Genomic DNA, 18,355 nt, shown 5'->3' with positions numbered 1-18,355 from the left:
TTGAGCGGTGTGCGGGCCTTTGGTGCGCGGCGAGAAGTGAATCGAAATGATGGCCACAGAGTCCGGCGGAAGCTGCGTGGGCAAGGGCGTGAGCAGCGTAAACGTCGGATCGCCTTGAAGCTGCCCGTTCGAGAGCAAAAGCGTGTCGCAACCAGTATTTCTGATTGTGTCGAAAACCGTTGTATCTCCCGCGCAGAAGGAGAAGCTGCCAGCCTGCAAGGACGTGCTGAGCACATTCAGAATGCCGGTGCCATGGACACCCACACCAGAAAATCCAAGTTGTGGAGTTTGGGTCAGTCCCATTGAGACAACCGTGAGCTTCGCAGTGCCCGAGAAGCCGCCCGAATCCGGAGGCACAAACCGAAAGCGTAACCGCACCGAATCGCCGCTCGCGATTACGATCGGCAGTGAGTCGCGAAGCCAGGAGAATCCCGCGCCGAGCGTGCTTACGTCCGTTAGCGTATCCGATGTGCAGCCGGTATTGATGAAGGTGACGCTCGTATCGCGTAAGCCATTGCATAAGCTAGCGGAATCGAGATTGAATTGCGTTAGCTCCGATAAAAGACTCGGCGGCTCTGGCATTGCCGTTGCCGTGATCGCGATAAGTGTATCGAACGGCAGCGTTGTATCTGGCAGGATGTTCACACCGCGCACATGGAGCTTGGTCGTAAATGTGCCAGCTTGCTTGAGTGGCGTGAAGCGGACGTAAAACGAATCGCTGGTCCCGCCGCCGAATGTTATGGGCAACCCCGCAACTGAATCGAGTGAGAAGTGAATGGTATCGCCAACGAGCGCGATGCTATCGACGCGCAGACCGTTCGGGCAAGCGTTGCTAAATATCGTTGTGAGAGCCTTACTCGCATCACACGCCTTGATGCGTGGGAGCGCACTAATAACGACGGCGGAAGTATCGTCCTCTTTTAACATGCCATCGCCACCATTGGTCGTAAGCCACACGCCGCCGCCCGTATCGAACGCAATGACGGTTCCGCCCTTACAGGTCTGGAGCACGCAAAAGCGAGTATCTGGTCTATTCGAAGGGCCATAAACATACTTCCAACTAGCTCCGCGGTCTGTCGAGCGGTACATGCCTGGCCCGAATGTACTCTGAATGTAAAATGCTTCTCCTGAGCCTTCGATATCACCAGTCGTGGATTGCATTATCACATTCTTCACTATTCCCGGCGGCGAGGGACCTGGATTCCAAGTATGCCCTGAATCCGATGTGGACCAGAGTTCGGGCGATGGCGTGCCAACGACTGGTCCTTCTCCATAATCGAAAAATATATGGCTTGTACTCTGGTAATAAAGTCCGCCCCAAGATTCTCGATTGTGACCAACTGAAGTCCAATTCTGGCCAGCATCTGTCGATACAAATGAGTCCCCATTGAATTTTACGTTGTTAGCAGGCTGTGCAGATGCAGCCGAGCTGATCATGCAGAAGGAGTCGGATGCGCAAGCAATTCCGCCATTACTCAAAAACAAAGTCCCCTCTTTTGTTTGAAAGACATTATTCCATTGAACTGAATTTGGCACAACAGTCCATGTGTTCCCTCCGTCCATCGTCCGGTAAAGCCCTGGAGAATAATCACCAGGGACATCGAAGACATGAATCGTTAGCCACCCATTCAATCGGTCTCTCATATAAATCCCTGTTATGCTTCCTTTGTAAGTAGGAAAAATCGTCATCGAAATGGCCGTCCACGTTTGCCCACCGTTGGTTGTCTTGAAAAGAGCCGGCATCCCACTCGGAACGGGGTTCCACCAATTGGGAGAACATGCGACCAAGCCGGAATTTCGATCCCAAAAAAAGCCTGCGGTCGGAGTAGCCGGTAATCGACCGATTGGCTTCCATTGCGCCGATGCGGAACTGGTGAAGAGCATCCAAATCCCGAATGCAAACGCGAGCGAAGTAAAGGTGTACTTCTCTTCCATAGTGATCTTCTTTTAAAACAGTAGAATGGACGCCGCACATTGTGTGGCGTCCATTCTATGGCGTTTATCGAACAACGGTCATTGTTCGGCTTTGAATGATATTCCCTTTCGGGAATTCAATCGAATAGCGGTACGAACCGGAAGGTAACCGGTCGGCGTCGAAATAGAAAAAGTGTTTCCCGGCGTAGGTCGCTTCTTGTCGGTCGCTCAGGATTTCTTTTCCTGTCATATCCATGATTCGGATGTATGCCATGCCGTTGCCGCTCGTCGTGAACGGAATGGTCGTTGCGAATCCAGTCGAAGCATTGACCGGATTCGGATAATTCTGGCCACCCGTGCTGATCGTGCCGGTCCGCAGGAATTGCTGGAGTGTATGGTCGCTACAGGAGTAGATATAGCGGAAGCCCGATCCCGCGTCATCGATCGATGCAATGCAGTCCGGCGCAAGGCCCAGCGCGTTATCGAACGTGATGTTCGAAAGCATGAGCGAGGTCGTGGTGGAATCGGATAGATATACGTTGAATGTGAGCGTGCCGATCGTGTCGCCGGTGGGGATTGGGCCGAGATCGAAGTGCTGCACTTGTGCTGTGCTCGGTCCGCTGGTGCTCGCGGGCGAAAGTCCGCGCGCATACCCGAGCAGATCGTCGTTGTGCGTGAGATCGAAGTGCAGGCCACTCAGCCTCGAATGATTGCCCGTTAGCAGTACATCGAACGTCACCATCCCGCGGGCCTTCGCGCTGTCCGCTGCGGAGAGCGAGAGATGTACATGCGAGGGAACGATGATGCTCGCGGTCATCGGAATCGAAATTGCGCCTGTGTCTGAATTGCTCGCGAACGATAGGATCCCATTCATTCCGTTCGTGTCTGCTGTGAGATGAACGGTCACTCGCGATGAACCATTCGGCGGGATCACGATGGGAAAGAGCGCGGCTGCGGAGTATGCGCCGTTCGAAAGCGAATCGCCGAAGACGATCAAGGTATCGCACCCCGTGTTGTAAAGCGTAATCGTCGTATCGCGGGATTCGCAGCGGTAGAGCGAGTCGAAATTGGCCGAGGCAAGGCTCGCGGAGATAAACTTCTCGCCCGGAAGTCCCACGCCGCTCACCGCGATAGCAGTTTTGCGGACAGTGTCGCCGCCGTGGAGGCTGTGCGAATCAAACAGAAGGCGAGCGGCGTGTGCGCCTTTGGTGCGCGGCGAGAAGTGAATCGAAATGATGGCCACAGAGTCCGGCGGAAGCTGCGGGGGCAATGGCGTTAGCAGCGAAAACGTCGGATCGCCTTGAAGCTGCCCGTTCGAGAGCAAAAGCGTGTCGCAACCAGTATTTCTGATTGTGTCGAAAACCGTAGTATCTCCCGCGCAGAAGGAGAAGCTGCCAGCCTGCAAGGACGTGCTGAGCACATTCAGAATGCCGGTGCCATGCACACCTCGACCAGAGAGGGCAAGCTGTGGCGTTTCGGTTAGGCCCATCGAAGTAACAATGAGCTTTGTCGTGGCGGTAAACGTGCCTGAATCCGATGGTACAAACTGGAAGCGAAGCCATATCGAATCTCCCGGCTGGATGATGATTGGAAGAGTATCGCGAAGCCAAGAGAATCCTTCGCCGAGAGTGTTTACGCTCGTCAGTGTATCTGGCTCGCAACCAGAGTTGGTAAATACAACAGATGTATCCTTCCGGCCGAGACACAGACTTACCATGCCCAAATCGAGAGACGTTGTATTGGTAGCGAGTTCAGGTTGTGGTGCGGTAGAGGTAGCGGTAATAGTAATATTTGTGTCGTAGCTGCTCGATCCACCCGGTAAGCTGCCGCGAATGTGGATGGTGGTCGTGAATTTGCCGACCTGCTTCCCAGGATGAAAGCGCACATAAAAGGAATCACTCGCCCCGTTCGTGAGAATAGTCGGTAGTGGCGGTACTGAGCTTAGGCTGAAATGAATTGTATCGCCTTGCAGGGCGATGCTATCCAATGATAGATCGGTGAGACACACATTATAGGAAAGCCTAAACAGCATTGCCGCGTTCTCGCAACCACGAATGCTCGGCAAAGCGCTCTGCGCAATGTTCGCAGGATGCACTGCCTCGAACGCACCATCGCCGCCATCTGTCGTGCGCCAGAGCTTCGTGAAAAGGACTGCACCTGACTTGCTGTTGTACCAATCTCCATCATCGACGGCGTAAACCACGCCACCATTGCCGACCACAGAGAGCGAACGGCTGTCACAACGATGGATTGGACCGCCGACCTTCTGCCAAGTGAGACCAAGGTCAGTAGATCGGAGAATCCCCGAATCGGGACCCGCTAAGCGTGTCTCATGAGCATAGATCGCACAGTCGCTCCCATCAATGTCGCCGATTGCAAGCTCAGCAATAGATTCATATACGGAATTCCAAGTGAGACCTCCATCGGTAGAGCGTTGTATTTCGCTTAACGGGGCATCGGGAAGAATTTCTGCCACGCGCAGAATGATGTTCGAGCCCTCCTTGGAATAAACGGACCAGCTTTCGAGTGCCTTCGTGCCCATCTCACTTGTCGTCCAGGTTGTGCCACCGTCGCTGCTACGCATGGTAAGTCCGTTTGGGCTACTATTCTGATCTCTATGATGGGAGTATATAGTTGAATGACCATTGCCCGTAATGGAAGGCCCAGCACCAGGGACCTCACGGATTGATCGATTATTGATGTTGAAAATTGCAATACCCTCAGGTATGCTGCCAAGCTGACCAAACTGGACGAGAAAGATCAATGAATCCGTGAGTGTCAACGATTCGAAGGCGAATCCATTTGGTGAAATTCGATTCCAATGATTGCCACTATCCTTGGTTTCATATAGTCCCCCCCGGTAGCCTGTTGTGGTGTCCAGCACGATAGCTGCAAGATAGCCATGTGTTGCTGACGTAAAACGCATTTGACCGAGTAGTGCATAACTCTTGTTCGCAATCTCACCGATGTCCATCGCCCTCCATGTTATCCCGCCATCAAGTGTCCGGTAGATTCCAGGCGGGTCGGTTTGGCTACCATTCGGGCTAATAGGGTCTGGAGCAAATGGACCTGTCCAACCAGTAATTCCAGAAGTATAGAGGAATCCATAATCCGGAGTAACAAAATAAGGAGAGAGCGATGAAATGTTTGCGGGTACAGTAAGTTGCTGCCAGTGGGTCTGAGCTGAGAGGTTGAAGACCGGAAGGATCCAGCACAAGATCGAGAAACGAAGGCCCACCAGGCACCAGCGCATAAGTGTGAATGATTAATAGTAGTTGAATAGATCGAGGAGTGCCGGATTGGCACTCCTCAATCAGATTTGTTACTTAACGACAAGAATTGTTTTGCTGGTAATGATAACACCCTTCGGAAATTCGATCTGATAGAAGTAGGTACCAGATGGAAGTTGATCGGCGCTAAAATAGAAGAAGTGCTGTCCGGCATACGTCACATCTTCATTGTCCTTCAGGACTTCCTCTCCCTTCGCGTTTACAACGCGAATGTAGGCGGTACCCTGCACTGCTGTTGTGAATGGAATAAGGGTCTTGAAGCCCGTCGAAGCTGTTACGGGGTTCGGATAATTCGGACTGGCTGATGATCCATCAGGCCGGATCCATGACCCATCCGATTGTTTCATCGCCACAGTTGCGCCATTGCCAGGGCAGGCGTTTGGGCTCGTAAGTGTAATTGTAACGGGTTGGCGCGTATCGCTCGGGGGAACGCTGGTCATGCACGTTGGGATTGCGATACAGACTTCCTGACAAGGCTCATAGTTGCCACCAGATACTATAATTGTACTGCCATCAGGTGAAATCGTATAGGTCCAGGGATACTGCGGGATGATAGTTGGATTGGTCCAACCCTCGCAAGGACCGTGTGGGTCCGTAGGGCTGGGATGATTGCAAGGCTGTAATGGTGGGTTGAAATTAAGAGTAAACGAATTCGGGCCAGAGCCAAGATGATTGACGCAGATGTCGATCCAGCAGTCCTGCTTGTAGACCATCAATGTATCACAGCCGCTACAATCAGTAGGTACAGGATTCCCTCCAACGCATCCTCCACAGTTCGGGATTACGCCACCTCCAACTCCAGCTGGCGCTCCAAGATTGGAGGTGTTGACGTTCCACCATGACCAGTTGCACCAGCAATTCGACGGTGCGCAGATGTAAATGTCATACACCATGCCAGGCTGTGCCGCTGGCGAGAAATCGAATTCGAATTCTCCCGCACTATTCTTTGTCACTGTAGCAACAGGCGGGTTAATGCAGGCGTGATCGATGCAGTCCGCTATTGGACTTACTGCCGAGGCAAAATCGACTACTGCCTTGTCCGTCGTCTGGTTGACTGTCAGTTGGAGATGAACGCAGCATTCGTTCGTAGTGCCACATGATCCATCGACAGCAGCCCCGATCGCATTTATGGTGTTTGGGGTTTGCGCAATGCTGACCATCGGTAGTGCTATTGTCAGGATAGCGAGTAGCGGCAAAAGGCTCCTCCATCGAGGAGTTGTGATGCGGCGGCCTGAGACCGCTCTGGGTAGTGAATTTGGCGTATTTGCCATAATCGTGTCGGTTTTGTTTAATAGAATTATTCCGAGCACGTGGGGCTTATAGCCTTGGGCGCACCAGTGGTGCTCCCCAGCCATAAGCCCACGCGCCGGAACTTTGCGGTATCGGTAATCCACTCGTGATTTCTCACGAATGGGGTGTGGCTTGGGTTAAGAAGGACGGACTGTTTCAGCAGTCCGTCTTTTTTTCGTGCCAGCCCGAAGAGAGCCAGCGCAAACTTTGATTGATCGGGACGTGCGAAGGTGCAGGAGGTGCATGGAACATCCGGACTCGTGGATGCACATAGTATTGCGACCGGCGAAGGGACGCTGGGCGAGAGAGCTCGATTGTTCGGACAATTCTTCATAGCGCTGCTCAATAACGAACACGGCTCTGAGCACCATGCTCAAAGCTTAAGCAGCCGCTTCTTTCGGGCGCGGCATCAGACGCGTCCTCCGCTTCTACTTTGTTGATCCCGGTGGCCGGGCGTTACCGAAGCGCTGGAGAACCGGAGACCCGGTCGCGCATCGGCAGGGAAAACTACCGTTCATCGAACCGCATTGCTGGGGCAAAGATTCTTGCTTCGTTCCAAAATGTCCGATCTAATTGAAACTGTGGAAATGGAGTAGTGGCTGTGCAAGGTCATGCTCGCGCACCGTTTCAATCGCACCCGATAGCCTGCCTTTTTAGAGCGACAGATATTTTTGGCGGAATTTGTATTCGTGCAAAAAATGTGTTATGTTACCTGCAAAGTGATGGGCACCAGTTTTCGGGGAAAATATGAAATATGAAGTATGAAATATGAAGAATGGGGACGGTCATTAGCTCATTGACAACTTGGGCTGTTTCCCGCAAATGGAGAGGCTGTTCATTAAATGACAATTCAAAAGAGAGAATTAAAGTTTTACTTTAACTTTGGGCACCTGTTTCAGTAGGCAAAGGCGAACTTGGCTTGAAATCGGCAGTCCGCCGAGGCGGATGAACATGAAATTTAGAACTTCTCGTGTCTTATCGGCAACTAAACGGAGGTATTTCCAGACCTCATGTAACAAACGGGCCTTGTGGCGTGTCGCTCAGATGATTCAGCATGCCAAGCTCTTCCAGAAAAATTGAAAATGGAAGGGAATCAGCGAAGGCAGGGCGTGAATCGGGTATTTCGGCAGTTGTAGACTACGATGCAGAAATCGGGAATAGGGCGAAGGCCCGCGATTGACAAGGTTTCGACGATCGAGGGGCTTTCGGGCCAACCGGATCGCGGAACGGTTCAGATCGACTCTCGAAATCGGCAGAAGGACCGCGACACCGGATTATTCAGTCGATTCCTGGATGGAAATGACGATGCATTCCGCGCGCTGTACGATCTGTACGAGCGGCCACTGTATCTTTACATCCTACGTCTTTTGAGTTCGGAGCAGGACTCTCAGGACGTGTTCCAGGAAGTGTGGGTTCGGATTTACCGGCTTCGAAACGAGAAGGCCGTCGTGACAAAGTTTTCGGGGTTGCTTTTTACGGTAGCTCGAAATCTTTCGATGAACGCGCTGAGATCGCGGAAGCTGACACCGGATCCGTTGGAAGATGCCTCTGCAGAGTTCGATGCCATGCTTCGAACGCACGAAGTCGAAGACTCGGATTTACGAGATCTCTTCGAACGAGCCCTGGCGCAGTTGCCGGTGGCACAGCGAGAGGCATTTGTTCTGAGGGAGTACAATGGGTATGCCTATCAGGAAATCGCGGACATTACGGGAGACACGATGGTCACCGTAAAGACCCGGGCCTTCAGAGCACGGGAGCGGCTCCGCAAGATCATTGCCGCATGGATGGAATTGAAAAGTGGAACAGACTTTTAAGAAAAGCCAATGACACACGACGAACGGATCAGCTCATACATCGATAACGAACTCACGCTCGAGCAAGAGCAGGAGTTCCTCATCTCGCTGGCAGCGAGCGATGGACTTCGAAAGTCCTTCCGCTCAGAGCTGGTGCTGAAGAAGGTATTGCACCGCGATGAATCGTCTGTGAATCCCCCTCACACGCTTCGCCGGTCGGTGTTCGCCGCGATTGGCCTTGCCGGCGCCGAAATGGTCGGCTCGGAGCACGCGAATGCTGCAACGCAAGCAGCGACGAAGGCGGTTACGCAGGCTGCGACCAAGAGCGCCTTCAAAACAATTTTTGCGACGAAGGTGAGCACGCTCATCACCGCCGCGGGTCTGGGTGTCTCTGCCATGGCGGGTTATGGACTTCACTCGGTCATTAGTCCGGCGCCGGTCACTCCGGCACCAGTTGTGATGCATGCAGCGTCCCCCGTTGCGCCCCTCGATCGGAGCCAGGCTGAGACCGCTATTGCGGCGCCGACCCCACAAGTTCAGGATAACCACCAGCGCGCCGCTACTGTCCGTCATCGGATGCATGAAAGCGTTAAGCTTGCGAGCACTCCGAAGGCAGCGGCAGATCCGGTCAGCGGCGTAGCTGGTGGTGGTCCGATTATCCTCGATCAACCGAAGATTGGCACGAAATGATAACTTGACACCGTAGTAACACGATCTCTCCCGATGGATGATCGATCATCCACGCAGCCCGCTCCTTTAAGCAAGGGGAGCGGGCTTCGATTTCTCCGGTGGCCAGAATGTGATTGTTTGCAGGATGTAATTTCCGTACCCTGGAAGGTGTTAATAAGGGAATCGTGACATGGAAATCGTTTGGGATTCTTTTACTGCTGTTCCGATCGGTGGCTGCACTAGCGCAATCGCCATCACGGGATACAACGGTCCTGCGCGATACCCTCGTCGAAAGCCGCTACACGATCGAGCATAGTCCACTTCGAGGTGGCTTCGAGTTGTTTGGCGGTTTGACGAGTTACTCGAACAGCAATTTTCAGGAGCCGATCTTCCAAACAGGCTGTGATCGGTTCGATCAGGGGACCGGCAGCGATTATGGTCTCCGGGCGATGGCGGAGATTCCTTTTTGGGGAGATCTTTCGAAGTGGAAATTTGCACCGGCAATCTCTGTCGATCTTCGGAAAGCGAAATTCGATTGGACGCAACGTGCGGAAGGGCTGAGCGTCGACGGAAATAGCCTCGACACGTTCACGATTCAGCACGAGATCAGCGCAACGCTAAGTACGGTTGGCATCGAAGGTCGGTTTGAGTATCAAGTGAGTCCAGCTTTTGCTCTTCATGCCGGCCCTGCAATTGGAATCTCGATCACGAGGAGCTACTCCAAAACGGAGCACATGACTGGAGCGGAATTCCTCAGCAGTCATACGCAAGATACGACACTTCAGAGTGGGTCACTAAGCGACAAGCTGACGATGTTGCCAAGCTTCTCTATTGCTGCAAGCTATGAAGTGCCTCTTTCGCGAACGCTACGTGCGGCGCCAAACATCGAGCTGGACTATCATTGGCTTGTAGCAGGAAGGTCGGCACTTTGGAGCGGAATCGATGCGAAGGCCGGTGTATCGTTAATGTTCGATCTGACTCCAAGACTAGAGACCGTTCCAACGTTTGTGAAGAGCGAGGTTCCGGTTGTGATTCATCGCGAGCCTGAGGTGGCTCCGCTGACCGCCTCCATCGAAGCAGTGGCTGTTGGCAAGAGTGGTAAAGAGTCCAAGGTCGTTCGCATGACGATTGAAGAAGTCCGCACCAGGAATGCCTATCCGATTCTGAACTATATCTTCTTCGATGATGGGTCATCGATTTTTCCCTCTCGTTACCTGCAATTCGCATCGTTCGATGAGGCGAGCCGAAGCTTCCGAGGTTCGACGGAGCGACAAGGTGTTGCGTTGATGGACCTCTACCGAGAGACGCTGAATATTCTCGGCGACCGATTGCGAAAGCACCCGAAGGCACAAGTGACGCTGATCGGAAGCACGAGTGGCAACGAACGCGGAGGATTGTCCCTTGCGCATGCCAGAGTCAATCGTGTCAAAGACTATCTCGTGCGTGTTTGGCAGATCGATCCAACCAAAATTCGCTGTGAGGCAACGCTGTTGCCGGAACGGCCAAGTCCAGTCACGACAGCCGAAGGCCAGGCCGAAAACCGGCGAGTGGAATTTCGAGTGGATGACGAGCGAGTGAATGACCCGATCGTCGTGACGAATATCGAGCACTTGGCAACACCAGATCAGATTCGACTGAAACCATCGGTTTCGCGACCAGATATTTTGCGGACTCATGCGTCGATTCAGGCTGGCGGGGTGGAGTTCCAATCCTTCAATGGCGATGCAAAATCCTCAACCACCGAGAAGTTGTGGGCTCCGACAGAAGAATTGCTTTCGAAGTTGTCGGATTCTCTTTCGATCGAATATGACGTTACCGATAGTGCGGGACATCACGCTCACGCACATTCGGCGATCCCGTTGGATATACAGCGAGTCACAAGCGACCGAGAGGAGCGAGTCGAGCGGTTCAGTTTGATCTTGTTTGGCTTTGATGAGTCGCGAGTCGAGCGCCGCAATGATCGCGAAGTTCGCAGGGCTGCGGACATGATTGCGCATATCCCAGTTCAGCGCGTTCTGGTGCAGGGGTTTACGGATGAGACCGGAGATGCTGCTCACAACGACCAGTTGAGTCAGGATCGGGCAACACAAATAGCGGATCGTTTAAAAATCGCCTTGAAGGATGAGAAGGCAGCTATTCCCGGCGATCTTCATACGGAGGGTCGGGGCTCTCACGATCTCCTCTATGATAACCGACTACCCGAGGGACGATTTTTCTCAAGAACGGTTAACATTACCATCGAGAGGGCAGTCAAATAGAATATGACATATGATGTATGAAACATGAACGGTGAAGCATTGTGTAGCACGAGTTTAGGCGGCAAGCGTTTGCGGCAATTGCGAACTGCTTCCGTGGCCCTGCTATGCTTCATATTCCATACCTCATATTTCATCCTTCCAGCCTCCGCTCAAATCGTTGCCCTTCGTCCCGATCAGGCCGCGCCGGGAATGACCGTGGTTCTTGAGCTGCTTGCACGGGCGAACGACTCTGGACGGTTTGGAGCGGACGGACTTGCGCCAGCTTCAACGGATTGCCGACTGTTATTCGCATCGGACACAAACCGAATCATCATTGGCCCGATCGAAACGAGTTGGAGCGGACGGCTCCTCCAGGTGCCTGTCTTCATCATGCCGAGCGACTCGCCCATGTTGGTGCCACTTGTGGTCAAGAATCCAAACGGCTCGGATACAGACACGGTCTTTCGCGTGGTTGGTCTACAGCAATTCACGACACTCTCCGGGAACGTCACAATTGGTGAAGGTGCGTATGGTCCGCTCTCCGATGGCAACACGATCGTCGTCGATAAGCTTATTGCAAACAATGCCACGATCACAGTCTCCGTTCAAAATCCAAATCCATTGCAACCTGGCAATCCGCGATACGTGCCGGTCACAATCCTTTCTAACGGTCCCATCATTTTAAATAACAGTACCATCTCGGTCAGGGCGCAGGGCGTGAATGCGGGACCCGGCGGCGGTGGAGGCGGACATGGCTTTGCTGGTGCAGGCGGTTTTGGGTTTACCGGCGGCGGTAATTGTGGTGTTCGTCCGCCACCTCCAACGTCGAATGCGGGTAGCGATTCCGATGCAACAATCAACAATGGTGGCAGATCGATTACCGGAGTGCTCGGCGGAGGTAGTAGCCCTGAAGAAGATCAAGGGGGCGGTGGGGGTACAGGCGCGCCATTCGGTTCCAGTGGGGCAGCGGGGCTGAACAATCATAACTCGGCGCCTGGCGGCTATGGTGGAGGTTCCGGAGGTGGTGAATCGACGCCGTCCAATCTGGCTTATGGCGGCGGCGGCGGGGGATTCGGTACCGATGGCGTAACCGGTGCAGGCGGCAGTCAGCCCAATAATGGTTTACGTAGCGGTGGCCGCTTTCTAATACCACTGGCCGGAGGTTCTGGTGGTGGTGCGGGCAACGCGGAAGGTAGCGACTCGTTGGCAGGATCGGGGGGCGGAGGTGGCGGCGCAATTTCGCTTATCACGTTCGATTCAATTTTGATTCAAAGGTCTAGCATCAATGCCTCCGGTGATTCGGGCACTAGCGACGGCGGGAAGAATGCTGCGGGCGGCGGCGGCGGCTCTGGCGGGGCGATTTATTTGGCCAGCGCGAAATCGATCACGTTCGCCGATTCCGAGCTTCTAGTATTAGGAGGTAAAGGCGGCAATGGGGGGGTGGGTCAATCCAACGGTGGTGCGGGCGGACTCGGACGGCTACGGATGGATGGCTCTGCCGTGCTGCCGGGCTCCACGACTCTTGCGCAAGTTGCGTCCGGAGGAATCTCAATCGATACTCAGCGGATGGGCAAGTTCGGCAATTTCATTCGGCTCACAGGCTTTGCACCAGACACAATCAACGATCTCGATTCAGTACGGATTTATTACAGGTCGCTTCATACCAATTGGCAACACTTCGATACAGTCCGGTCGCGGCGATTGGGTACATGGACCAAGTGGATACCAAAGAGCCATGACTCGATCGAATTTGTGATGGCGATGATAAAAGTCCGCTTCCCATCAAAGACTGCAGCGAACTCGGAGCCCGATTGGATCCTGTCGCACGTTGGAATGGCGATGCTGCCGCAGATCCCGTCTCCGTTCCTGGTGGTTGTCGATTCTCTTGATTTCGACACGGTCCGGCTGACACATTGCCGCACTCGAAAACTTATCATTGCCAACCAAGGTGCTGCGCCACTTCGCGTTGACTCGTTGAGACTCGCGGGTATTGTCTTTAGCGCCAATGCGTCGGGGCCTATCGTTCTTTCGCCAAATTCGATTGACACGATCGAAGTGACATTTTGCCCACAAGCGATTGGCAGCGCCACGGGATCACTCACGATATACTCGAATGATAGTCTGAGTCTCACACGTAGAATTACACTCAGGGGCTTTGGTGTCAAGCGCAATGACTCGTTGGTGCTGACGCCTCCCTTCATCCACTTCGCAAGGGTGTTGGTCGGTGCATGTGACACTGCGACGGTGACCTTCCGCTCAGCCGGCACCGACACGCTCTATCTGAATTCGACTGAGTGGAATTCTCCTCCATTCAGTTTGAGATTGACTCCACGAGATTCTGCATTGGCACCGGGTGCGACCGCCAAAGCCCAGATCATCTATTGCCCTTCGGATTCCGGCGATCAAGCATTCAAATTTCCGCTCGATGGAAAAGAGGATTCCCTCCTCGTTTCGGGGCATGCCGTTCTTCGTAGACTCGACATAGAATCCACCGCAGGCTTAGGAGATATTTGTCTGGGTGCCTCAACTTCATTTCAGGAAGCTATTTTGAATGTTGGGAATGACACAATAACGCTTGTCTCCGCTACGAGTGCCTCCCAGCAGATCCGGATTATTTCGCCAGCGGTCCCAACGATCATTCCGGCGCACGGCGAAGCAATCGTGCTATGGAGCTTGACAACCGATAGGGTTGGGATTTTTAAGGACACCCTTCACTATGTATCCGCCGATTCAACCTTCACCACTATCCTGGAATACCAGGTCTCGGCGCCATTGCTCGCGATGGATTCGGTTCTTGATTTCCATGATTTGTGTTTGGGCTCGAGTGATACTGCGACGATTCTGATTCGGAATCGCGACATGGATACAACCGCTCTGCATATTGATATGACACAATGGGGTGGAGCATTCGGGCTGCTGGATTCCCAAGCCACGATCTTGCCTTTGGATAGCGTGAAGATCCGTGTTGTGTTTTTTCCGGCTGCTGAAGCGATTGATTCGAACCGTCTTGATATTCTTGCGATGGCCGGACTCTGCGATTCGACTTATTCAGTGTTGCTGCGAGGTATGGGGAGCCTTTCGGTCATTAGGGCTGCGAATGTCATGTTCGATACAGCACTTGTAGGGGCTTGCATCGAGGACTCGATGCTTATCGAAAATCCGTGCGGGCCACCCCTCACAATCAATTTGCTTCCAGTCTCGGCTCCATTCGAGTTTCTGGATGCCGCGATGCTGCCAATAGTGATTTCCTCGGGCTCGTCCCGAGAACTCCATTTTCGGTTTTGCCCAAAGCAGGCAGGCGCGGCGTCCGACACGCTTCACATCGGTTCAACCGCCCGGCCGATTCTTTTTGGCGTCGGCGCGCCGATTGCCAAGCCGTGGGCACACTTTACGGTGGCAAGTGCAACAGTGCTGTCCGGAAGCATCATGCCCATCGACATTCGCCTGGACTCTTCAACTTTCAAGGATTCGATTCCTTTGTCTGTTACCCTGCTATATGATCCTCAAGTCGTGTGGCCGACCGGTGGAGGACAGAAGACGGCTTCGGGACAATACTCATTTGACCAGATAATCAACTTTGGCAAGGCCCCGCAACAAATTCATACAATACAATTACTTGGTCTGCTCGGGCCGCGGGCGAGTTCTGTTTTGAGTCTGGCAATCGAACCCGACTCGCTCTTCGAACTCCGAGTTTCTCCAGGCCAGATCACAGTTCAGGATTGTACTGGACTCAACGGCAGCATCTCAGTGAGTGGGGCGTATTCCCTGGGTCCAGTTATCCCAACCGTTGTTGCCGACGATGCAAGCGTGCCCGTCAAGCTTGGCAACGATGGCTATGTAACTGGAGAGATATTTGACATCACCGGCAATTTAGTGCGATTAGCATTTGCGGGCGGTTTTTCGCGCGGTAGCTATCGGCTGCCGGTTCAAGTTACCGGTTTGGCATCAGGGCGATATTTCCTTCGGGTGCGTTCACTGGACTGGGTGAGCACAGTGCCATTTCTAATTGATAAATAGCCGCCACAAAAGTTGATCGCGGTGTGTTCGTGATCAACGTCGCCGAAGCGTGTTTTTCTGCTTTGCGGTAGTCTGCCATTTCTAATGATGATATGAGGAATCTTCGTCGCCTTTCATGTCGGATCTTGTCGTTGCTGATTCTGCTCGCCACGCCAGGGATGGCGCAGCGGAGCAGCACGCTGAATGTTCAATATCAATTCCCATCCAGAGGCGCAACAGCGATACCTCGTCAGACGAATATTATCATTCGACCTGGCGATTCGATCAATCGTTCAACGGTCAAAGCATCGCTCCTCAAAGTTACAGGAACGTTTAGTGGCACGCATGCCGGAACATTCGTCCTTTCAGATGACAAGAAGACGCTCGTGTTTACGTCTAAGTTGGCGTTCACCTATTCTGAACGTGTCCGAGTCTCATTGGCGCGAGGAATCCGTACAACGGGCGGCAAGTTGGTGGATTCACTCTGGTTCTATTTTACAATACAGTCCAAGCCTCTTACAGGCCATTCGCAAATTCAGTCAGTGAGCAGTTTAGAGTTCGCGCCGGATGCGGCGATGGCCCCGGGCGCCGTCCCGATTCCATTCCTACCAAGTATGGTGCAGGATGATTCGTTGCCCTTTTTCCCGAAACTGACGATGACGACGATCGACAATCCTTCAGCCGGCAGTATCTTCATCGCTACATTCAATTCTGCCCAAGCCCCAACCCCATATATTCCATACCTTGCGATTATTAATGACTCAGGCCGGGTACTATGGTCCCGAGCCGGTGATAGTCGCATGACCGATTTCAAACTCAATCCGAACGGTCAGTTCAGCTTCTATCGCGACGCGACCTTCCGGTATTATGTCATGGACTCAACGTTTACTATCGTCGATAGCTTTTGGGCGAAGAATGGGTACGCGACCGATCTCCATGATATCGTTTTACTACCCAATCATCACGCATTGCTTATGGCGTATGATACGGAGCAGAAGATTGACCTGAGTCAATATGTCATGGGTGGCAACACCAATGCAAATGTTATTGGAGTGGTGATTCAGGAGTTGGACTCGGCGAAGAATGTTATTTTTAACTGGCGCAGTTTCGACTCGGGAAATTTCTCCGTTCCGGAGATGGTCGAGTACCCTCACGGCCTTGCGCAACAGAACATCGATGAAGTCCATGCAAACTCATTGGATATTGATACAGACGGCACGATTCTGCTTTCGGCCCGCCATTTGGATGAAATCACGAAGATTAGTAGGGATTCGAACCGGATTGTCTGGCGATGGGGTGGGAATAGAAATGAGTTTACTATAATCGGAGATACAATCGGCTTTTCGCACCAGCATCATGTGCGTCGAATCGCAAACGGTCATATCACCATTTTCGATAATGGTAACGACCACCGGCTTCACAATCCAAACGCCGCAAATTACTCGCGCGCTCTCGAATACGCGCTTGATGAGAAAGCGAAGACCGCTACACTTGTATGGTCGTACGATGAAGGCCGAAGAGATACCAGCACGTACATGGGGGATGTCCAGCGACTTCCGAATGGCAATACCTTTATAGGATGGGGTGGCGATAATATCCTATCGACTCGAAATCCAGCGTTCACGGAAGTGCACTCCGATGGTTCGATCGCACTCGAGATGGACATGCAGCAGCCGTATCTGACCTATCGGGCATTCAAATTCCCTTGGACTCCACCGGCATCGTTCGCTGGAGTCATCCCGCATTATCTCTCGGATATTCCTGAGTCAGCAGTACTCGGAGATGTCTACCCAAACCCCGCAATGAAGCTCACTACTATTTCGATCGCACTACCCCATGAGATGAGCGCGGACCTTCGCATTTTCGACGCACTTGGACATGAAGCTGCAGTGGTTGTTTCCGGATGGCTTCAGGCAGGCCCGCATGCATTCACAGTGGATGTCTCCGCACTCCAGAACGGTTTGTATCTCTGCGTGTTGCGAACCGGCGAGGGGACTTTCACCAAACGGATTGAGATCGCTAAATAGATGCACATACCCACCATTGGTCGAGACCGGCTCCAGCATTTTCCATTGATCACTCTTGCGATCTTCTTTGGGACGCTGGTTTTCGTTGGCTTTCTACGTATTCCAGGAATGTTGCTCGTCTGGTTGGCAGCATGGTGCGCCTATGGCCTAATTCGATTTGCCTATGTCATAAGTAAGCGGCTCCGGGAGCGTTGATCGCCATGCGATTGTGTTCCGGAGTTGTCTGTTTCCGTCACTTTTTCCAAAACAGCCATGATCATTCGATCGATTCGATTTGCTCTATTCGCGAGTGTGCTGATGTTTGCCTTCGCAGCCCCATCGAGAGCCGCGCTGAATTACTATCTGAAGATTGAAGGTGCCAAGGGGCCGGCCAAGATTGTCAAACTGATCCCATCCGGTGGTAAGCTGAAGGGGAGCTTTCCAATCATGGGAGGAGGCACCTACAAACTTTCACTCACGAATGCCAGCGGAGCCGGCCTTCCAATTAATTCGACGACTTCAGCCACGATCACTTTCACCTCGGTCATCACTGCTCATGAGACCTCATCGGGCATGGCCTCCGGTAAGCGCCAGCACCAGCCGATCACCATCACCAAAGAATGGGGCAGTGTATCCAAAGGTACTCCTCCGCAGCCAAATCTCGGATCGGTTGCAATCGGTGATGTGAATGGCGACGGCATGGCAGATATCGTAATTTCCGTCAGCAGTGCCGATGGCAGGATCAACAAGATTGAAGCGCTGACCATCAAGCAGTAAGACTGCCAGGCATTTAGAGTGTTGGAACCAGTTGTCTTTTGATATTCTGGAGTAACTGGGAGTTGCTCCAGACACTCGATTCGTGTGTTTGAAAAGTGGGTGGCCCGCTTTTTGTCGCACAGCTCTTCTGTTTTATCGCAAGACCATCAGGATGGAACAAGCTCGGTTATTGTCGCCGATTTGATGAAATCTTGCGGGGCCCGGTGTGACGGCGCGCAATTCTGTGACGCGAGTCCCGTTCCAATTTGAAATTGTAAGAGGACACCTATTTAGGAAACTGCCATGAAATCAAAGATGACGAGCAAACTGTCGAACGAAAACGGAGATGGTATCCGCAGTCGTGCTACAGAAAATCAATCCTTCGACAAGGCTGGTATGAGGGG

General features: G+C 52.9%; 9 protein-coding genes. 6 read left to right on the top strand and 3 right to left on the bottom strand.

Translation table 11 applies throughout. The annotated features are described in order from the left end of the window. From Q8902_14725 to Q8902_14715, 3 genes are all read right to left on the bottom strand, one after another. Nucleotides 1-1,935: hypothetical protein (locus Q8902_14725; GenBank protein ID MDP4200812.1), on the bottom strand; the 1,935-nt coding region annotated here is incomplete at its 3' end. A 64-nt stretch (nucleotides 1,936-1,999) separates the two neighbouring features. Next, nucleotides 2,000-5,167 (bottom strand): choice-of-anchor D domain-containing protein, encoded by a 3,168-nt coding sequence (locus Q8902_14720; protein ID MDP4200811.1) that lies wholly within the window; start codon nucleotides 5,165-5,167, stop codon nucleotides 2,000-2,002. A 69-nt stretch (nucleotides 5,168-5,236) separates the two neighbouring features. Continuing rightward, entirely contained in the window at nucleotides 5,237-6,475 is a 1,239-nt protein-coding gene (locus Q8902_14715) for a T9SS type A sorting domain-containing protein (protein ID MDP4200810.1), read from the bottom strand. A gap of 1,161 nt (nucleotides 6,476-7,636) precedes the next feature. Between Q8902_14715 and Q8902_14710 the strand changes: the two genes are divergently transcribed. The 6 genes from Q8902_14710 to Q8902_14685 all read left to right on the top strand — a co-directional run bounded on the left by Q8902_14710 (nucleotide 7,637) and on the right by Q8902_14685 (nucleotide 17,972). Then, nucleotides 7,637-8,308 (top strand): RNA polymerase sigma factor, encoded by a 672-nt coding sequence (locus tag Q8902_14710; GenBank protein MDP4200809.1) that lies wholly within the window; start codon nucleotides 7,637-7,639, stop codon nucleotides 8,306-8,308. A gap of 9 nt (nucleotides 8,309-8,317) precedes the next feature. Beyond that, nucleotides 8,318-8,977 (top strand): hypothetical protein, encoded by a 660-nt coding sequence (locus tag Q8902_14705; GenBank protein MDP4200808.1) that lies wholly within the window; start codon nucleotides 8,318-8,320, stop codon nucleotides 8,975-8,977. Between the two features lie 164 nt (nucleotides 8,978-9,141). Further along, a complete protein-coding gene (locus Q8902_14700) occupies nucleotides 9,142-11,214 on the top strand; it encodes an OmpA family protein (protein MDP4200807.1) in 2,073 nt (690 codons plus the stop codon). A 24-nt stretch (nucleotides 11,215-11,238) separates the two neighbouring features. Next, nucleotides 11,239-15,210: a choice-of-anchor D domain-containing protein gene (locus tag Q8902_14695; protein MDP4200806.1), complete on the top strand. Its 3,972-nt coding sequence runs from the start codon at nucleotides 11,239-11,241 to the stop codon at nucleotides 15,208-15,210. 92 nt (nucleotides 15,211-15,302) lie between these two features. Then, nucleotides 15,303-17,216, top strand: coding sequence for an aryl-sulfate sulfotransferase (locus Q8902_14690; protein ID MDP4200805.1), 1,914 nt, complete (start codon nucleotides 15,303-15,305; stop codon nucleotides 17,214-17,216). A gap of 252 nt (nucleotides 17,217-17,468) precedes the next feature. After that, the gene (locus Q8902_14685) at nucleotides 17,469-17,972 is read left to right on the top strand and encodes an FG-GAP repeat protein (protein MDP4200804.1); all 504 of its coding nucleotides are present in this window, start codon (nucleotides 17,469-17,471) and stop codon (nucleotides 17,970-17,972) included. Nucleotides 17,973-18,355 lie beyond the last annotated feature (383 nt).

The sequence above is a fragment of the Bacteroidota bacterium genome, assembly GCA_030706745.1.
In the GTDB taxonomy this organism is placed as follows: domain Bacteria; phylum Bacteroidota; class Ignavibacteria; order Palsa-1295; family Palsa-1295; genus PALSA-1295.
The sequence above is the reverse complement of the archived record's forward strand: the minus strand, read 5'-3'. Positions and strand labels throughout refer to the sequence as shown.